This window comes from Leclercia sp. LSNIH8 (assembly GCF_002920195.1).
Lineage (GTDB): Bacteria > Pseudomonadota > Gammaproteobacteria > Enterobacterales > Enterobacteriaceae > Enterobacter.
On record NZ_PQJY01000005.1, the window covers coordinates 369074 to 386745 of the forward strand.

The 17672-nt window shown below is 56.6% G+C and carries 16 protein-coding genes and 1 riboswitch; of the genes, 7 read left to right on the forward strand and 9 right to left on the reverse strand.

Annotated elements, in window-relative coordinates:
* The first annotated feature begins 95 nt into the window (after positions 1-95).
* Together araC and C3406_RS16460 are read left to right on the forward strand one after the other, a co-directional pair.
* Positions 96-941: an arabinose operon transcriptional regulator AraC gene (gene araC / locus C3406_RS16455; protein WP_103823228.1), complete on the forward strand. Its 846-nt coding sequence runs from the start codon at positions 96-98 to the stop codon at positions 939-941.
* A 129-nt stretch (positions 942-1070) separates the two neighbouring features.
* Positions 1071-1838, forward strand: a complete 768-nt coding sequence (locus C3406_RS16460) for a DedA family protein (protein ID WP_103823229.1) — start codon at positions 1071-1073, stop codon at positions 1836-1838.
* 6 nt (positions 1839-1844) lie between these two features.
* Here the strand turns inward: C3406_RS16460 and thiQ are convergent, their stop codons facing one another.
* From thiQ to sgrR, 4 genes are all read right to left on the reverse strand, one after another.
* On the reverse strand, positions 1845-2540 hold the full coding sequence (thiQ, locus tag C3406_RS16465; protein WP_103823230.1) for a thiamine ABC transporter ATP-binding protein ThiQ: 696 nt from the start codon (positions 2538-2540) through the stop codon (positions 1845-1847).
* Positions 2524-4134, reverse strand: coding sequence for a thiamine/thiamine pyrophosphate ABC transporter permease ThiP (gene thiP / locus C3406_RS16470; RefSeq protein ID WP_103823231.1), 1611 nt, complete (start codon positions 4132-4134; stop codon positions 2524-2526). The genes thiQ and thiP overlap by 17 nt, the downstream gene beginning before the upstream one ends.
* Positions 4110-5093, reverse strand: coding sequence for a thiamine ABC transporter substrate binding subunit (thiB, locus tag C3406_RS16475; RefSeq protein ID WP_103823323.1), 984 nt, complete (start codon positions 5091-5093; stop codon positions 4110-4112). Before thiB ends, thiP begins: the two co-directional genes overlap by 25 nt.
* A gap of 34 nt (positions 5094-5127) precedes the next feature.
* Positions 5128-5227: riboswitch (TPP riboswitch) on the reverse strand.
* 36 nt (positions 5228-5263) lie between these two features.
* Positions 5264-6919, reverse strand: a complete 1656-nt coding sequence (gene sgrR, locus C3406_RS16480) for an HTH-type transcriptional regulator SgrR (RefSeq protein WP_103823232.1) — start codon at positions 6917-6919, stop codon at positions 5264-5266.
* A gap of 87 nt (positions 6920-7006) precedes the next feature.
* Between sgrR and sgrT the strand changes: the two genes are divergently transcribed.
* Together sgrT and C3406_RS16490 are read left to right on the forward strand one after the other, a co-directional pair.
* Positions 7007-7159, forward strand: a complete 153-nt coding sequence (sgrT, locus tag C3406_RS16485) for a glucose uptake inhibitor SgrT (RefSeq protein ID WP_103823233.1) — start codon at positions 7007-7009, stop codon at positions 7157-7159.
* A gap of 102 nt (positions 7160-7261) precedes the next feature.
* Positions 7262-8440 (forward strand): sugar efflux transporter, encoded by a 1179-nt coding sequence (locus C3406_RS16490; protein ID WP_103823234.1) that lies wholly within the window; start codon positions 7262-7264, stop codon positions 8438-8440.
* A gap of 55 nt (positions 8441-8495) precedes the next feature.
* On the opposite strand, the gene leuD is transcribed toward C3406_RS16490, so the two are convergent.
* The 5 genes from leuD to leuL all read right to left on the reverse strand — a co-directional run bounded on the left by leuD (position 8496) and on the right by leuL (position 13357).
* The gene (gene leuD / locus C3406_RS16495; protein WP_103823235.1) at positions 8496-9101 is read right to left on the reverse strand and encodes a 3-isopropylmalate dehydratase small subunit; all 606 of its coding nucleotides are present in this window, start codon (positions 9099-9101) and stop codon (positions 8496-8498) included.
* A 10-nt stretch (positions 9102-9111) separates the two neighbouring features.
* Positions 9112-10512, reverse strand: a complete 1401-nt coding sequence (leuC, locus tag C3406_RS16500; RefSeq protein WP_103823236.1) for a 3-isopropylmalate dehydratase large subunit — start codon at positions 10510-10512, stop codon at positions 9112-9114.
* 2 nt (positions 10513-10514) lie between these two features.
* On the reverse strand, positions 10515-11606 hold the full coding sequence (gene leuB, locus C3406_RS16505) for a 3-isopropylmalate dehydrogenase (RefSeq protein ID WP_103826482.1): 1092 nt from the start codon (positions 11604-11606) through the stop codon (positions 10515-10517).
* Complete coding sequence (gene leuA, locus C3406_RS16510; protein WP_103823238.1) at positions 11606-13177, reverse strand: 2-isopropylmalate synthase; 1572 nt, start codon at positions 13175-13177, stop codon at positions 11606-11608. The genes leuB and leuA overlap by 1 nt, the downstream gene beginning before the upstream one ends.
* Positions 13178-13270: 93 nt before the next feature.
* Positions 13271-13357, reverse strand: coding sequence for a leu operon leader peptide (gene leuL, locus C3406_RS26890; protein ID WP_103178258.1), 87 nt, complete (start codon positions 13355-13357; stop codon positions 13271-13273).
* A gap of 633 nt (positions 13358-13990) precedes the next feature.
* Here leuL and leuO point away from each other — a divergent pair.
* The 3 genes from leuO (at position 13991) to ilvN (ending at position 17536) form a co-directional block, all read left to right on the forward strand.
* Positions 13991-14935, forward strand: coding sequence for a transcriptional regulator LeuO (leuO, locus tag C3406_RS16520; protein WP_139157125.1), 945 nt, complete (start codon positions 13991-13993; stop codon positions 14933-14935).
* A 385-nt stretch (positions 14936-15320) separates the two neighbouring features.
* The gene (gene ilvI, locus C3406_RS16525; protein WP_103823240.1) at positions 15321-17045 is read left to right on the forward strand and encodes an acetolactate synthase 3 large subunit; all 1725 of its coding nucleotides are present in this window, start codon (positions 15321-15323) and stop codon (positions 17043-17045) included.
* A complete protein-coding gene (gene ilvN / locus C3406_RS16530) occupies positions 17045-17536 on the forward strand; it encodes an acetolactate synthase small subunit (protein ID WP_032616525.1) in 492 nt (163 codons plus the stop codon). The genes ilvI and ilvN overlap by 1 nt, the downstream gene beginning before the upstream one ends.
* Positions 17537-17672 lie beyond the last annotated feature (136 nt).

The window sequence follows — 17672 nt, forward strand, 5'->3', positions numbered from 1 at the left end:
TGATACCTTTTCGATCTTTGAGCAGCCCGTTTTTATGCCGCTTTTGATGATATGGACAAATGGTTTCCTTCAGGACTGCCAGGAGGACTGAAAATATGGCTGAAACGCAAAGCGATCCGCTGCTGCCGGGCTACTCGTTTAACGCGCATCTGGTGGCGGGACTGACGCCCATTGAGGCTGACGGCTATCTCGATTTTTACGTTGATCGACCGCTGGGGATGAAGGGCTATATCCTCAACCTGACCGTGCGCGGAGAGGGGGTGATCAAGAATGGCGATCAGACCTTCGTCTGCCGTCCGGGCGATATTCTGCTCTTCCCGCCGGGTGAAATTCATCACTATGGCCGTCATCCCGATGCCCGGGAGTGGTATCACCAGTGGGTCTACTTCCGTCCGCGCGCTTACTGGCAGGAGTGGCTGGCCTGGCCGTCGATGTTTGCCCATACCGGCTTTTATCGCCCGGATGAAGCGCATCAGCCGCAGTTTCGGGAACTGTTTGCCCAGATCATCGAGGCCGGACAGGGCGGGGGACGCTATGCCGAGCTGCTGGCTATCAACCTGCTGGAACAGCTGCTGCTGCGCCGGATGGAGGCGATCAATGAATCGCTCAACCCGCCGCTGGATCATCGGGTGCGCGAAGCCTGTCAGTACATCAGCGACCATCTGGCGGACAGCCAGTTTGATATCGCCAGCGTCGCCCAGCATGTCTGCCTGTCGCCGTCGCGTCTGTCGCACCTGTTCCGCCAGCAGCTGGGGGTGAGCGTGCTGAGCTGGCGCGAGGATCAGCGCATCAGCCAGGCCAAGCTGCTGCTCAGCACCACCCGCATGCCGATTGCCACCGTCGGGCGCAACGTCGGCTTTGAGGATCAGCTCTACTTTTCCCGGGTCTTTAAAAAATGCACTGGTGCCAGCCCCAGCGAATTTCGCGCAGGGTGTGAATAGAAAGTAAATAAAACTAAACAAGTTCGCTGAATGTCGTTCACACCCGGTAAACTATTCAGACAATTGTTGTCTTGACGCAGCAGGGCGCTCTTCGCAGAATCCCTGCTTCGCCACCTGACCGGAACTGTTATGCAGGCATTGCTGGAACATTTTATTACCCAGTCCGTTACCTATTCGCTCGTCGCCGTCGCGCTCGTGGCCTTCCTGGAATCTTTGGCGCTGGTTGGGCTGATCCTGCCCGGCACGGTGATGATGACCGGGCTCGGCGCGCTGATTGGCAGTGGCGAGGTTAACTTCTGGCAGGCGTGGCTGGCGGGGATCGTCGGCTGTCTGCTGGGCGACTGGATCTCATTCTGGCTGGGCTGGCGCTTTAAAAAGCCGCTGCACCGCTGGTCATTCATGAAAAAGAACAAAGCCCTGCTCGATAAAACCGAGCATGCCCTGCATCAACACAGCATGTTTACCATTCTGGTGGGACGCTTTGTTGGCCCGACGCGCCCGCTGGTGCCGATGGTGGCGGGAATGCTGGATCTGCCGGTGGCGAAATTTATCGTGCCGAACCTGATTGGCTGCCTGTTCTGGCCGCCCATTTACTTCCTGCCGGGTATCCTGGCCGGCGCGGCAATCGATATTCCTGCCGGTGTGCAGAGCGGGGGCTTCCGCTGGCTGCTGCTGGCGACCGCGCTGCTGCTGTGGCTGGCGGCCTGGCTCTGCTGGCGGCTGTGGCGCAGCGGGAAAGCCTCCTCGGATCGCCTCAGCCGCTATCTGCCGCGTGGACGCTTATTCTGGCTGGCCCCCGTCACCCTGGGCGTGGCGCTGGTGGCACTGGTGATGCTGGTACGTCACCCGCTGATGCCGGTGTATGGTGAGATCCTGCTTAAGGTTGTCAGCCGCTGATCGGCATCAGTGGATCCCCAGCAGGCGCGACGCGCTCGCGTTTCCGCTTGCCAGCTGTTCCGTATCGCCATCCCAGGCGATACGGCCATCGGCAATCACCACCGACCGGGGGGCGATCCTGAGCGCATCTTCCACGCTGTGCGACACCATCAGCATCGTCAGGTTCTGACGTTCACATACCTCTTTAACCAACAGCAACATCTCCTGACGTAAGGCGGGATCGAGTGCCGAAAAGGGCTCGTCCAGCAGCAGGACAGGCTGTTCGCGCACCAGACAGCGCGCCAGCGCGACGCGCTGACGCTGACCGCCCGACAGCTCACCCGGCAGGCGTTCCAGCAGATCGCCGATCCCCATCTGCAGCGCGATGTCGCTTAGCTTCTGCTGTTGCACAGCATTCAGTCTGAGACCGGGATGCATGCCCAGGCCAATGTTCTGGCGCACGTTCAGGTGAGTGAAGAGATTGTTTTCCTGAAACAGCATCGACACCGGGCGCGCAGCAGGCGGCGTACGGGTGTGATCGTGACCGTTAAGGGTGATGCTGCCGTTTGCCGGTTGCAGAAAACCGGCGATCAGATTGAGAAGGGTGCTTTTCCCGGCGCCGCTGGGGCCGAGCACGGCGATAAGTTCCCCCCGGCGTACGGATAAGGTGAAGCGCATCGGCAGGTGCTGATAAAGCCAGGTTACATCAGTCAGTTTTAACATCACGCCCCGGTAGTTTTTCGATAACGGTAAATAACGCAAAGCAGAGCAGCAGCAGCAGTAGCGCCGTGACGGCCCCGTCCTGGCTGCGATACGAGCCGATCTGCTGATAGAGCCAGAACGGCAGGGTGCGGAAATCATCATTGCCAAACAGCGCCACTACGCCGAAATCGCCGATCGACAGTACGCAGGCAAAGGCCAGCGCCTGGGCCAGCGGGCGCTTCAGGGCGCGCAGCTCTACCACCTTCAGCCGCTGCCAGCCGTGCATCCCCAGCGAGTCGCAAAGCAGGGTATAGCGGGCGCTGAGGTCGCGCATCGGATTTTCCAGCACTTTCAGCGCATACGGAATCGCCATCAGGGCGTTGGTGAAGATGACAATGCCATCGGCCGATTCGGGCAGGCCAACGGTGCTGTTGAACAGCAGGAAAAAGCCGCTCGCCAGCACGATACCGGGCATCGCCAGGATCAGCATGCCGCTGAGATCCAGCGCCTGCGCGGCCACCGTCGCCTGCCGGGCATAGAGCTCCCGGCTGCTCCACAGCAGCATCATGGTCAGCAGAACGCAGAGCAGCCCGGCTCCCAGCGCGATGCGCAGCGAAGTGCCCAGCGCCTGCCACAGCACCGGCTGTTGCAGCACCGACAGCAAATTCAGGTTGAGGCCATCGACCACCACCGCCAGCAGCGGCGGGATCAACAGCAGCAGCGCCAGGGTAATAAGCAGGCCATCGGTCAGGCGGCTGCGCAGGCTATCCTGCGGATCGCGCCAACCGGCAAGCTGGCTGGTACCGACGGGGATAGCTTTCCCCAGCCGCTGGCTCAGCATCACCAGCCCCAGGCAGCAGACCATCTGCACCATCGCCAGCAGGGCTGCCCGGCCCGGATCGTAGTCGTAGCTCAGGGCCTGATAGATGGCGAGCTCGATAGTGGTGGCCTGCGGCCCGCCGCCGAGCGAGAGCACGGTGGCGAAGCTGGCAAAGCAGAGCATAAAGATCAGCGCGGCGACGGGCGGGATCTGGCGGCGCAGCCACGGCCACTCGACGAAGCGGAAAAATGACCCGCCGCGCATCCCGAGCTGGGCGGCAAGCTGGCGCTGTTCGCCGGGGATATTTTCCAGCGCCTGTAAAAGTAGGCGCGTTGCCATCGGCATGTTGAAAAAGACGTGTGCCAGCAGGATCCCCTGCAGGCCATAGGGCGAGAAGCTCCACTCCAGCCCGAGCGCCTGGAATAGCGCGGCCAGCCACCCCTGACGCCCGTAAACGCTGAGGATACCAAATACCGCCACCAGCACCGGCAGGATCAGGGTCATGGCGCACAGGCGCAGCAGCGCCTGCCTGCCCGGGAAGCGACGCCGGTAGAGCGCGCGGGCAAGAAATATCGCGGGCACGACGGAGAGCAGGGCGGAGAGAAACGCCTGCCAGAACGAGAAGCGGATGACGTGCCACAGATAGCTGTCGTGCAGCAGCGCCGCGACGTCGGTGGCTGGCGCGTTAAACCACAGCGCCAGAAATGCGCCCAGGGCGACCGCCACCATCAGCGTGGCGGCCAGCAGCCCCGGCAGCAACCAGCCGGCGATTAATGGCTGACGGCGCGTTGCCATTCATTGATCCATGCTGCACGTTTCCCGGCCACTTCCTGCGGGGTAAATTCCAGCGTGGTTTGCGGTTTCACCAGGGTGTCAAAACCTGCCGGTAACGTCACATTGGTGACCGGGTACATCCAGTTGCCGGTCGGGATGGCATTCTGGAACGACGGCGAGACCATAAATTTCAGGAACTTCTCAGCCAGCTCCGGCTGTTTGCTGGCTGCGGTCCGGGCGGCGACCTCAACCTGCAGATAGTGACCTTCAGCAAAGTCAGCGGCGGCGTAGTTCTCTTTTTTCTCGGCAATGATGTGGTACGCCGGGGAGGTGGTGTAGCTCAGCACCAGATCGCTTTCCCCTTTCAGGAACAGGCCGTAGGCCTCACTCCAGCCTTTAGTCACGGTGACCGTTTTGGCGGCCAGTTTCTGCCAGGCTTCCGGGGTCTTGTCGCCGTAGACCTTTTGCATCCACAGCAGCAGACCCAGCCCCGGGGTGCTGGTGCGCGGATCTTCGTAGATCACACGCCATTTCTGGTCGCTCTCAACCAACTCTTTCAAGCTCTTTGGCGGATTTTTCAGTTTGTTTTTGTCGTAGACGAAGGCGAAGTAGCCGTAATCGAAAGGCACAAAGGTGTCGTTCTTCCAGCCGCCAGGGACGTTAACCGCATCGGTCGGCACGCCGCTTTTGGCGAACAGCCCGGTCTGGGTGGCCGCTTCCAGCAGATTGTTATCCAGCCCCAGCACCACGTCGGCTTTGCTGTTTTTGCCTTCCATGCGCAGGCGGTTCAGCAGCGAGACGCCATCCTCCAGCGCCACGAACTTCAGCTCGCACTTGCAGTCGGCTTCAAAGGCTTTTTTGACCGCCGGGCCCGGGCCCCAGTCGGCAGCGAAAGAGTCGTAGGTGTAGACCGTCAGGACAGGACTGGCCACGGCAGGCAGCGCAACCAGCGCCAACAGGGGAAGAACAGTTTTGAACACTTTGCACCTCATTGTTTGAGAGTGGCAAAGGATTTTGAGCAACAGCCTCAAATCCCTTCGCCGGCGTTATCCGGATCAGGTTCGACGGGTATTTTCTCAGCACACGCTTTCGCGCAGCACCCCGTTGAGAACGGCGGTATTGTAATGATTTGGTGAATATTACGAAAGTGTTATGGTTCCGGCGGCGCAAACCACGCCGATTTAAAATCAAACCACCCCAGCGTATTCATGCGCAAGCCGCGCATACTGCGCTGGCCCTGGATCATCAGCCAGTGGTGGATCAGCGGGACGATCGCCTGCTGGGCGAGCAGCTGCTGGCACCAGACCGCAAGATTCATCTCACCCGCGCGCCACTCGGCGGCGTCCTGTTGCCAGTCGCGCTTAATACAGTTTTGCAGAAGCGGCACCTCATAGAGATGTGAGAACAGCGAGAAATCCAGCGGCAGGGTGAAGTTAACGCTGTTGAGCCAGATATCGCTCACGATCTCGCCGCGATGCCACTCCTCATAGCTGACCTCCTGAATGTTCAGCGTCACCTGCTCGGCGGCGAGCAACTCGCTCATCATTCTGGCGATCACCCGATGTTCGATATGTTCGCGGTAGAAGGTCAGGGTGAGGCTCTCCAGCCCGGCTGGTTTATCGCCGCGTCCCGGGCGGGCGTGGTGCCAGCGCGGCAGCAGGCCATACGCCGGGAACCAGTAGGACTGATACACTTCCTCAGCCTGGTAGATCAGGTTCGCCGGGGAGAGGATCCGGCTTACCCACTGGCGCACCTCTGCGCTGGCCCCGCGGTGGGAGCGGGCGTCAAACAGCAGATAGTAACAGCCCTCTTCAAGCCGACTTTCCACCGCCTTTTCCCCCTCGGTTGGCCCTTCCAGGGTCAGGCCGACGCTCAGCTCTTCGTTGATATCCGGCAACACCCAGACGTTCACTTCGTCAATCAGCGCCCGGTAGCCGAAGTAATCGTCGAAGGCGCGGATCTTCAGCTGGTTATTGTTATTACGGGAAACGGCATACGGCCCGGTACCTACCGGCAGGCTGGCAAAGTTGTGCATCGTTTCCCACTCCCGCGGCAGGATCATCGACGGCACATACCCCAGCAGCCATGGCAGCCAGCGGTCGGGCTGCGTAAGCTGAATATCGAGCGTCCAGGCGGTGAGTGACTGGACCTGGCTGATGTGTGAATAGAGGGGCAATTCGCGGGCACGCTGCAGGGTGGCAATGACGTCGGCCATCTCCAGCTCGCGTCCATGGTGGAAATGGATGCCAGGCCGCAAGAAAAAGCGCCAGTGCAACGGGGAAAGTTGCTGCCAGTGGTGGGCAATGTCGGCTTCCAGTTCCCCATTTTCCTCATTTATGCGCGTCAGCCCGCTGAAGATCTGGCGCGCCATATGGGTTTCGGAGCGCCGTAATGCGCTGCCCGGCAACAGGTTTTTCATCGGGCGATAATAGAGTACCCGCAGGATGTGCTTGCCCTGGCGGAAGCTGCGTCCGAGGTGGGAAACCAGCATCTGACGCACTGCGGCTTTATCGCCGACCAGTTGCACCAGCTGCTCGATGCGGTCCTGCTCCAGCAGATCCTCCGCCCGCTGCTGCTGTAGCGCAAGGCCGGTATACAAAAAGGTGAGACGCGAGCGCTTGCCGCGCCCGGCCTCCGCTTCCCAGCTCAGCCAGCCCTGCTGCTGCATGGTGTTAAGCAGGGTACGCATATGACGGCGCGAACAGTTGAGCAAGTCGGCCAGTTCGCTGAGCGTGGTCTCCCGGGTCTGGCCGTCACAGCACTGCCACAGGCGGATAAATTGTTGTTGCAGACGACCAGAGGGCATAAAAGGGGAACTCCTGACAAAAAATCAGCAATTTATTAATCCCTATATTAAGCCAATAATTCACTTCGATGAAGCGAGGAGGTAAATATGAAGAGGTCTGCCACAAATCAGTTTTACCAACAGTACTTCTCAGCGACAAAGGGAGTGTCCTGGCTGGCCCGCCGGTGTGCAGAGCAGCGGCTGAAAATACTGGAAGAGCTGATGCAGTGGGAGGTGACAAAGTCGACCTCGGAACGCTGAATTGCTTCGATCATGTGTGACTGAGTATTGGTGCGAATCACCACGCCAGCAGGTATCATCTGCTGGCTTTTTTCGTTTTCTCGTGCGCTAAAGGAACAGTGAATGCTCTGGTTAATGACGATGGGACGCCGTCTAAACGGTGTGTATGCCGCTTTTTTGATGGTGGCTTTTATGATGGGCGTAGCCGGAGCACTGCAGGCGCCGACCCTGAGTCTGTTCCTGAGCCGCGAGGTGGGCGCCCAACCGTTCTGGGTGGGGCTGTTCTATACCGTCAACGCCGTCGCCGGGATCCTGGTCAGCCTGGGGCTGGCGAAGCGTTCGGACAGCCAGGGCGATCGCCGCAAGCTGATCCTCTTTTGCTGCGCGATGGCGGTTGGCAACGCGCTGCTGTTTGCCTTCAACCGCCACTACCTGACCTTATTAACCTGCGGTGTCCTGTTGGCCTCGATTGCCAATACCGCCATGCCGCAGCTGTTTGCTCTGGCGCGGGAATATGCCGACAGCTCTGCGCGTGAGGTGGTGATGTTTAGCTCGGTGATGCGTGCGCAGCTTTCGCTGGCGTGGGTCATCGGTCCGCCGCTGGCATTTATGCTGGCGCTTAACTACGGCTTTACCACCATGTTCTCTATTGCGGCGGCCATTTTTGCCATCAGCCTGGCGCTGATCGCCTTCGCGCTGCCTTCTGTGGCCAGGGTGGAATCGGCGACCGCTGTTCCGGTGACGGAGGTAAGCGGCTGGAAAGATAAAAATGTCCGCAGGCTGTTTATCGCGTCTACGCTAATGTGGACCTGTAACACCATGTATATCATCGACATGCCGTTGTGGATCAGCAGCGATCTGGGGCTGCCGGATAAGCTGGCCGGGATCTTAATGGGGACTGCCGCCGGGCTGGAGATCCCGGCAATGATCCTTGCAGGTTATTACGTCAAACACGTCGGTAAGCGACGGATGATGGTGATCGCGGTGGCGGCGAGTGTGCTCTTTTATCTGGGCCTGATCCTCTTTCACAGCCGCGAGGCCTTGCTTGGCCTGCAACTCTTTAACGCGATCTTTATTGGCATCATCGCCGGGATTGGCATGCTCTGGTTCCAGGATCTGATGCCGGGCAGGGCGGGGTCGGCAACCACGCTGTTTACCAACAGTATCTCTACCGGCGTGATCCTGGCGGGGGTGATTCAGGGCGCGCTGGCGCAAAGCTACGGCCACTCTGTGGTTTACATGGTTATAGCAGGGATTTCGCTGGTAACGCTGGTGCTCACCTGGCGGGTAAAAGATGTCTGAATAAAAAAGAGTCCATTGACTGTGCAATGGACTCTCTAGCGTGAGGGCTAAGCGATTAGCCCATAAAGGCTGGCTGCTTACTCTCGTAGGCAGCGATGGCGTCTTCGTGTTGCAGGGTCAGTCCGATGCTGTCCAGACCGTTAATCATGCAGTGACGGCGGAACGCGTCGATGTTGAAGCTGTAGGTTTTATCCCCGGCTTTTACGACCTGCGCTTCCAGATCCACTTCAAAGGTCATGCCCGGGTTGCCCTGCACCAGCGTAAACAGTTCGTCGACCTGTTCATCACTCAACGTGACCGGCAGCAGCTGGTTGTTGAAGCTGTTGCCGTAGAAGATGTCGGCAAAGCTCGGGGCAATTACCACTTTGAAACCGTAATCGGTCAGCGCCCACGGCGCATGCTCGCGCGATGAGCCACAGCCGAAGTTTTCCCGCGCCAGCAGGATAGATGCGCCTTTGTATTCAGGAAAGTTCAGCACGAACTCCGGATTTGGCACTTCGCCTTTGTCGTCCAGAAAACGCCAGTCGTTAAACAGGTGCGCACCAAAACCGGTGCGGGTTACCTTCTGCAAAAACTGCTTTGGAATGATGGCGTCGGTGTCGACGTTAGCCGCGTCCAGAGGGACCACCAGGCCAGTATGTTGGGTAAATTTCTCTGCCATGATGGTCTCCTTATTTCAGGCTGCGAATATCGGCGAAGTGGCCGGTCACTGCGGCTGCCGCGGCCATCGCCGGGCTGACCAGATGCGTGCGCCCACCGCGCCCCTGACGACCTTCAAAGTTACGGTTGCTGGTGGAAGCGCAGCGCTCACCCGGGTTCAGGCGGTCGTTGTTCATCGCCAGACACATGGAGCAACCCGGCAGACGCCACTCAAAGCCTGCTTCAATGAAAATCTTATCCAGACCTTCAGCTTCCGCCTGCGCTTTGACCGGGCCGGAGCCTGGGACCACCAGCGCCTGCACGCCCGGCGCCACTTTACGGCCTTTCGCCACTTCTGCCGCGGCGCGCAGATCTTCGATGCGGGAGTTGGTGCAGGAGCCAATAAACACTTTATCAATGCTCACGTCGGTCAGCGGTACGCCCGGTTTCAGCCCCATATAGGCCAGCGCTTTCTCTGCGCTGGCGCGCTCAACCGGATCGGCGAACGAGGCCGGATCGGGAACGCTGTCGTTAACAGAGATAACCTGCCCCGGATTAGTGCCCCAGGTGACCTGCGGCGCAATCGCTTCGGCCTGCAGAGTGACCACGGTGTCGAATACCGCACCCTCGTCGGTTTTCAGGGTTTTCCAGTACGCGACCGCGTCGTCAAAATCCTGGCCTTTCGGCGCGTGCAAACGCCCCTTCACATAGTTAAAGGTCGTTTCGTCAGGCGCAACCAGACCGGCTTTCGCACCCATTTCAATCGCCATGTTGCACAGGGTCATACGGCCTTCCATGCTCAGGGCCTGGATCGCGCTGCCGCAGAACTCCACCACATGTCCGGTGCCGCCTGCGCTACCGGTTTTACCGATGATCGCCAGCACGATATCTTTGGCAGTGATGCCCGGTGCGGCCTCGCCGGTGACCTCAATTTTCATGGTCTTCGCACGACCCTGTTTCAGGGTCTGGGTCGCCAGCACATGTTCCACTTCGGAGGTGCCGATACCGAAGGCCAGGGCACCAAACGCGCCGTGGGTCGCGGTATGGGAGTCGCCGCAAACGATGGTCATGCCCGGCAGGGTGATACCTTGCTCAGGGCCCATCACGTGGACGATGCCTTGATACGGGTGGTTCAGATCGTACAGCTCAACGCCAAACTCGTTGCAGTTCTTGATCAGCTCCTGCATCTGAATGCGCGCCATCTCACCGGAGGCGTTGATGTCTTTAGTCTGGGTTGAAACGTTATGGTCCATCGTGGCGAAGGTTTTGCCCGGCTGACGCACCGGACGCTTGTGCGCGCGCAGGCCATCGAACGCCTGTGGCGAGGTCACTTCGTGCACCAGATGGCGATCGATATAGAGCAGCGGGGTTTCGTTCTGCGCTTCATAGACCACGTGAGCATCATAAATTTTTTCGTACAACGTCTTCGCCATGATTACACCCCTTCAGCGACATAGCGGGCAATGATATCGCCCATTTCTTCAGTACTGACCGCCGCGTTGCCGCGGGCTAAATCGCCGGTGCGCACACCCTCTTCCAGGGCGCGGTTGATGGCGTTTTCGATCGCGGTAGCCGCCTCGTTAGCATCCAGGCTGTAGCGCAAAAGCAGCGCCAGAGAGAGAATCTGCGCGATCGGGTTGGCGATGTTTTTACCCGCGATATCCGGTGCGGATCCGCCAGCCGGTTCGTACAGACCAAAACCTTCTTCGTTCAGGCTGGCGGATGGCAGCATTCCCATGGAGCCGGTGATCATCGCGCACTCGTCAGAGAGAATGTCCCCGAACAGGTTGGAACAGAGCAGGACGTCAAACTGGGACGGATCTTTAATCAGCTGCATGGTGGAATTGTCGATGTACATATGTGCCAGCTGAACGTCCGGGTACTCCTGAGCAATCTCGTTAACGATTTCGCGCCACAGGATGGAGGATTGCAGCACGTTAGCTTTATCAATCGAGGTCACTTTATGGCCGCGTTTGCGGGCAGATTCGAACGCGATACGGGCGATACGTTCGATTTCAAAACGGTGATACACCTCGGTATCGAACGCTTTTTCGTGCTGACCGCTGCCTTCGCGGCCTTTCGGCTGACCAAAGTAGATGCCGCCGGTTAACTCACGAACGCACAGAATGTCGAAGCCGTTGGCGGCGATATCGGCGCGCAGCGGGCAAAATTCTTCCAGCCCCTGGTACAGTTTGGCCGGGCGCAGGTTGCTGAAGAGCTTGAAATGTTTACGCAGTGGCAGCAGCGCCCCGCGCTCTGGCTGCTCGGCCGGTGGCAGGTGTTCCCATTTCGGGCCACCTACAGATCCGAACAGAACCGCGTCGGCATTCTCACAGCCGGTCACGGTTGCCTGCGGCAATGGCGTACCATGGTTATCGATCGCGATACCGCCCACATCGTAGTGGCTGGTGGTAATTTTCATCGCAAAACGGGTGCGAACAGCGTCCAGCACCTTCAGCGCCTGTGCCATAACTTCGGGACCAATTCCGTCGCCCGGTAACACAGCAATATGGTAATTCTTCGACATTACACGGTTTCCTTATTGTTCTCTTTATTCTGAGCTTTGCGTTGCAACTCTTTTTCTACTTCTGCGGCGCGCCAGATATTGTTCAGGACGTGAACCATGGCTTTGGCGGAGGATTCGACGATATCGGTCGCCAGGCCCACGCCGTGGAAGCGGCGGCCGTTATAGTTGACCACGATGTCTACCTGGCCCAGCGCGTTTTTGCCCTGGCCTTTCGCCGTCAGGTCATATTTGACCAGCTCAACGTCATATTCAGTGACGCGGTTAATGGCCTGGTAGATGGCATCGACCGGACCGTTGCCGTTGGCGGCTTCGGCTTTAACTTCTTCACCGCAGGCCAGCTTGACGGAGGCGGTCGCGATGTCGCTTGAACCCGACTGCACGCTGAAGTAGTCCAGACGGAAATGCTCTGGCTCTTCCTGCTGCTTGTTGATAAACGCCAGCGCTTCCAGGTCGTAGTCAAATACCTGGCCTTTTTTATCGGCCAGCTTCAGGAAGGCGTCGTACAGGTGATCCATGTTGTAGTCGGTCTCTTTATAGCCCATCTCTTCCATGCGGTGTTTAACCGCCGCGCGGCCAGAGCGGGAGGTCAGGTTCAGCTGCACCTGATTCAGACCGATCGATTCCGGCGTCATGATCTCGTAGTTTTCGCGGTTCTTCAGTACGCCATCCTGATGGATACCGGAGGAGTGAGCGAAGGCGCCAGTGCCCACAATCGCTTTGTTCGCCGGGATCGGCATGTTGCAGATCTGGCTCACGGTCTGGCTGGTGCGCCAGATCTCCTGGTGATTGATGCGGGTATGCACATTCATGATGTCCTTGCGCACCTTGATCGCCATGATCACCTCTTCCAGCGAACAGTTGCCCGCGCGTTCACCGATACCGTTCATGGCACCCTCAACCTGACGCGCCCCGGCGTGGACCGCGGCAATGGCATTGCCGACAGCCAGGCCTAAATCGTCGTGGGTGTGAACGGAGATGATCGCTTTATCAATATTCGGTACACGTTCATACAGCCCGGTAATGATGTTGGAGAATTCGAACGGCATGGTGTAGCCGACGGTGTCCGGGATGTTGATGGTGGTGGCGCCGGCACGGATAGCCGCTTCAACCACACGAGCCAAATCTTCAATTGGTGTACGGCCTGCGTCCTCACAGGAGAACTCAACATCGTCGGTATAGTTACGGGCGCGTTTCACCATATAGATGGAGCGCTCAATCACCTCATCCAGGGTGCTGCGCAGCTTGGTGGCGATATGCATCGGCGAGGTAGCAATAAAGGTATGAATTCGGAAGGCTTCGGCGACCTTCAGCGACTCGGCGGCCACGTCGATATCTTTCTCGACGCAGCGCGCCAGGGCGCACACACGGCTGTTTTTGACGGTGCGGGCGATGGTCTGAACAGATTCAAAATCACCCGGAGAAGAGACCGGGAAGCCCACTTCCATGACGTCTACGCCCATACGTTCAAGAGCCAGAGCAATCTGCAATTTCTCTTTAACGCTCAGGCTTGCCTGTAATGCTTGTTCACCGTCACGTAAGGTCGTATCGAAAATAATGACTTGCTGGCTCATGGGTTAGGTCCTTGTCTGAATTTGGGCGCCTTGCTACGAGCATAAAAAAACCCGCGCAGTGGCGCGGGTTTTTTGTCTTAACCAGAGAACGATTCAACGCTGAATTTCGCCCGCCAGTCTACCGCGCACAGTGGATGCGTTTAGTAGTAGTAGACCGGTGAAACGAATGCTGCGAATCATGAATCAGCTCCCGATAAATAAGATATGCTTTTAGTGGTACTGGATACGCGGATTGATGTCAACCCCTGCCAGGCGAAAACCCCCATTCACCCGCAAGACCCGGGTGGAAACAATTAGCTTATTGTGCTGGTTTTTCCCTTTTCTGCCATTTTCTTATTCTGAATTATGTGTGCGAATTTATCAGTTGAATCGTTTGCATATACTTTATTGCAATTGCTTAAAACCCAGGAACAATAAGTCATCATTTTGAATCCTTTAACTTTCATTAAGTTATCATGATAATTGCGTTGTTACAGGTTGTAAGGTGATTGGCCTGATAATGAATTGTTAAATAATTTAATTAAGTTGCTGTTAATATTTCATTAAAACTTAAATTAGCCTTAACGAGAAGCCATATTGTTTATTTGCGTGATCTATGGTTTCATTCGCAACATAAACTAATTAATATGTTTTATTGTTTTTTAAACATGTTTTCTTATCTTATGTCTGAGTCCTGTCACGGCTGGCGGGTATTTATATATTCCTAATTTGTAACATTTCTCTTTAGCTTGTCTTATATGCGTGATAAATCATATTTTCAAAATTTATTGTTACACACGAGGAAAGGAGTTCAGCGTGACAATGGAGCAGGATATGTGTGAAGAAAGTAGCGAAAAATCGCCTGTATCAGAGGGGGCAAAACCACAGCTCCGTACGGTGGACCTGAATCTTTTAACGGTTTTCGATGCGGTCATGCAGGAACAAAATATTACGCGTGCCGCCCAGTCGCTGGGGATGTCTCAGCCAGCTGTCAGCAATGCCGTTGCAAGACTCAAGGTTATGTTTAATGACGAATTATTCGTTCGTTATGGCCGTGGCATTCAGCCTACAGCCCGTGCCTATCAGCTGTTTGCATCGGTACGGCAGGCGCTTCAGCTTGTGCAGAATGAACTACCGGGTTCCGGGTTCGACTCGCGCAGCAGCGAGCGTGTTTTCCATCTGTGCGTTTGCAGCCCTCTGGATAATTATCTGACCTCACTTATTTACAATAAGGTGGAGGAAGTTGCACCCAATATTCAGCTGGTTTTTAAGTCATCCCTTAACCAGAATACGGAACATCAGCTGCGGTATCAGGAAACGGAGTTTGTTATTGGCTACGAAGAATTTCGTCGCCCCGAATTTTCTTGCGTACCGTTATTCAAGGATGAAATGGTACTGGTTACCAGCAAAACGCATCCGCGCCTTAATGGTATGCTGCAGGAGAGCGATATTTATCGCGAACAGCATGCGGTTGTTGCGCTCGATCGCTACGCCTCTTTTAGCCAGCCGTGGTATGACACGCCAGATAAACAGGCCTGTGTAGCTTACCAGGGGATGGCGATGGTCAGCGTATTAAATATCGTCTCGCAAACTCACCTGGTTGCCATCGCCCCGCGCTGGCTGGCTGAAGAGTTTGCCGAGCCGTTAAGCCTGCGGATTATGCCGTTGCCGCTGAACCTTAACTCACGCACCTGCTATCTCTCATGGCATGAAGCGGCCGGTCGCGATAAAGGTCATCAGTGGATGGAAGAGCTGTTGGTTAGCGTCTGCCGTCGATAAATGTGGTCAGGATAAATTTCAGTATTATTGTTATTTATCCTGACTTTTTTTTCGTTTCTGAAATTTTATTCTGTTGAGGATATTTTCACTGCCCTTTGCTGGCTGTAAAAATGCATGAATTACTGTGCCGCCCCCATTTTAAATGATGAACGCTCACTCACCTTCGTTCTCGTAGTCGATTTATCCATAACAAATATTAATACCTTGTTTTTCTTCTTTTGTGATCCTGCGCCAGCCGGGGTTTGCTAATTGCCTGCCTTCCGGCGAGCGGTTATGGTAACTGTCACTCTGCACAATAAAAATCGCCAGGGGTAACCCTGACAAAAAAGACGGCGCAGTGCATATTTCTCCTGTCCGTCTGAAACGATAAGCCTGGAGGCAAATCATGGAGATGTTGTCTGGCGCCGAAATGGTCGTCCGATCGTTAATCGATCAGGGCGTGAAGCAAGTGTTCGGTTACCCTGGAGGCGCGGTCCTCGATATTTACGACGCACTACATACCGTTGGCGGTATCGATCACGTCCTGGTGCGTCATGAGCAAGCCGCCGTACATATGGCTGATGGACTGGCACGTGCGACAGGTGAAGTGGGGGTCGTGCTGGTGACATCGGGTCCTGGCGCGACGAACGCCATTACGGGTATCGCTACCGCCTATATGGATTCCATTCCGATGGTGGTGCTCTCCGGTCAGGTTGCAACCTCGCTGATTGGCTATGATGCCTTTCAGGAGTGCGACATGGTCGGCATCTCCCGTCCGGTGGTGAAACACAGTTTCCTGGTCAAGCAGACGGAAGATATTCCGGGCGTGCTGAAAAAGGCCTTCTGGCTGGCGGCCAGCGGGCGTCCGGGGCCGGTGGTGGTGGATCTTCCGAAAGATATTCTCAACCCGGCCAATAAATTGCCTTATGTCTGGCCGGAGTCGGTCAGCATGCGTTCGTATAACCCTACTACCCAGGGACATAAGGGGCAGATTAAGCGCGCCCTGCAAACCCTGATAGCGGCCAAAAAGCCGGTGGTCTACGTTGGCGGCGGGGCGGTGAACGCCCAGTGTGAAACGCAGCTGCGTGCGCTTATCGAAAAGCTGAACCTGCCGGTGGCCTCCTCATTAATGGGGCTCGGGGCGTTCCCGGCTTCCCATCGTCAGGCGCTCGGCATGCTCGGTATGCATGGCACGTACGAAGCCAATATGACGATGCACAACTCCGACGTTATTTTTGCCGTTGGGGTGCGCTTTGACGATCGCACCACCAATAACCTGGCGAAATATTGTCCTGATGCCACGGTGCTGCACATTGACATCGATCCCACCTCGATTTCCAAAACCGTGCCGGCGGATGTGCCAATTGTGGGCGATGCGCGTCAGGTGCTGGATCAGATGCTGGAGCTGCTGGCGCAGGAAAATTATGCCCAGCCACTCGACGATATTCGTGACTGGTGGCTGCAGATTGAGCAGTGGCGTGCGCGTCAGTGCCTGAAATACGATACCCAAAGCGAGAACATCAAGCCGCAGGCGGTGATTGAAACTATCTGGCGTCTGACTAAAGGCGACGCTTACGTGACCTCGGACGTCGGCCAGCACCAGATGTTTGCCGCCCTCTATTACCCGTTTGATAAGCCACGTCGTTGGATCAACTCCGGCGGTCTGGGCACCATGGGCTTTGGCCTGCCCGCCGCGCTGGGCGTGAAGCTGGCATTACCGGAAGAGACGGTGGTCTGCGTGACCGGCGATGGCAGTATCCAGATGAACATTCAGGAACTCTCCACCGCGCTGCAGTACGAGCTGCCGGTGCTGGTGCTCAATCTGAATAACGGCTATCTGGGGATGGTGAAGCAGTGGCAGGATATGATCTATTCCGGTCGTCATTCGCAGTCCTATATGAATTCATTGCCGGATTTTGTTCGTCTGGCAGAGGCTTACGGCCACATTGGTATGCGTATCAGTCATCCGGCAGAACTGGAAGCGAAGCTCAGTGAAGCCCTTGAGCACGTTAAAAATAACCGCCTGGTCTTTGTCGATGTGGTTGTGGATGGCACCGAGCATGTTTATCCGATGCATATTCGCGGCGGCGGTATGGATGAAATGTGGTTAAGCAAAACGGAGAGAACCTGATGCGCCGGATATTATCTGTATTACTGGAAAACGAGTCCGGTGCGCTGTCGCGCGTGATTGGGCTCTTTGCACAGCGTGGCTACAATATTGAAAGCCTGACGGTAGCGCCGACGGACGATCCCACGCTTTCCCGCATGACCATCCAGACGGTGGGCGATGCCAAGGTGCTGGAGCAGATCGAAAAGCAACTGCACAAACTGGTAGATGTGTTACGCGTCAGCGAACTGGGGCAGGGGGCCTACGTTGAACGTGAAATCATGCTGGTAAAAATTCAGGCCACCGGTTACGGGCGTGAAGAGGTGAAACGCAATGCGGATATCTTCCGCGGGCAGATCATCGATGTCACACCGTCTATCTATACCGTTCAGCTTGCCGGCACCAGCGATAAGCTGGATGCTTTCCTCGCCTCGGTGCGGGATGTGGCAAAAATTGTCGAAGTGGCGCGTTCAGGCGTTGTGGGACTTTCCCGCGGCGACAAAGTGATGCGTTAAGGATAAAAAGTTCGCCTCTCTATTGCCCGGTGCGATTAACCGGGCTTTTTTTTGCGCACCGATGCTGGTGTCGCGACAAAAGCGGTTGCCGCACAGACTATTCTGCGTTTAGATGTTACAAGATTTAGCCATAACC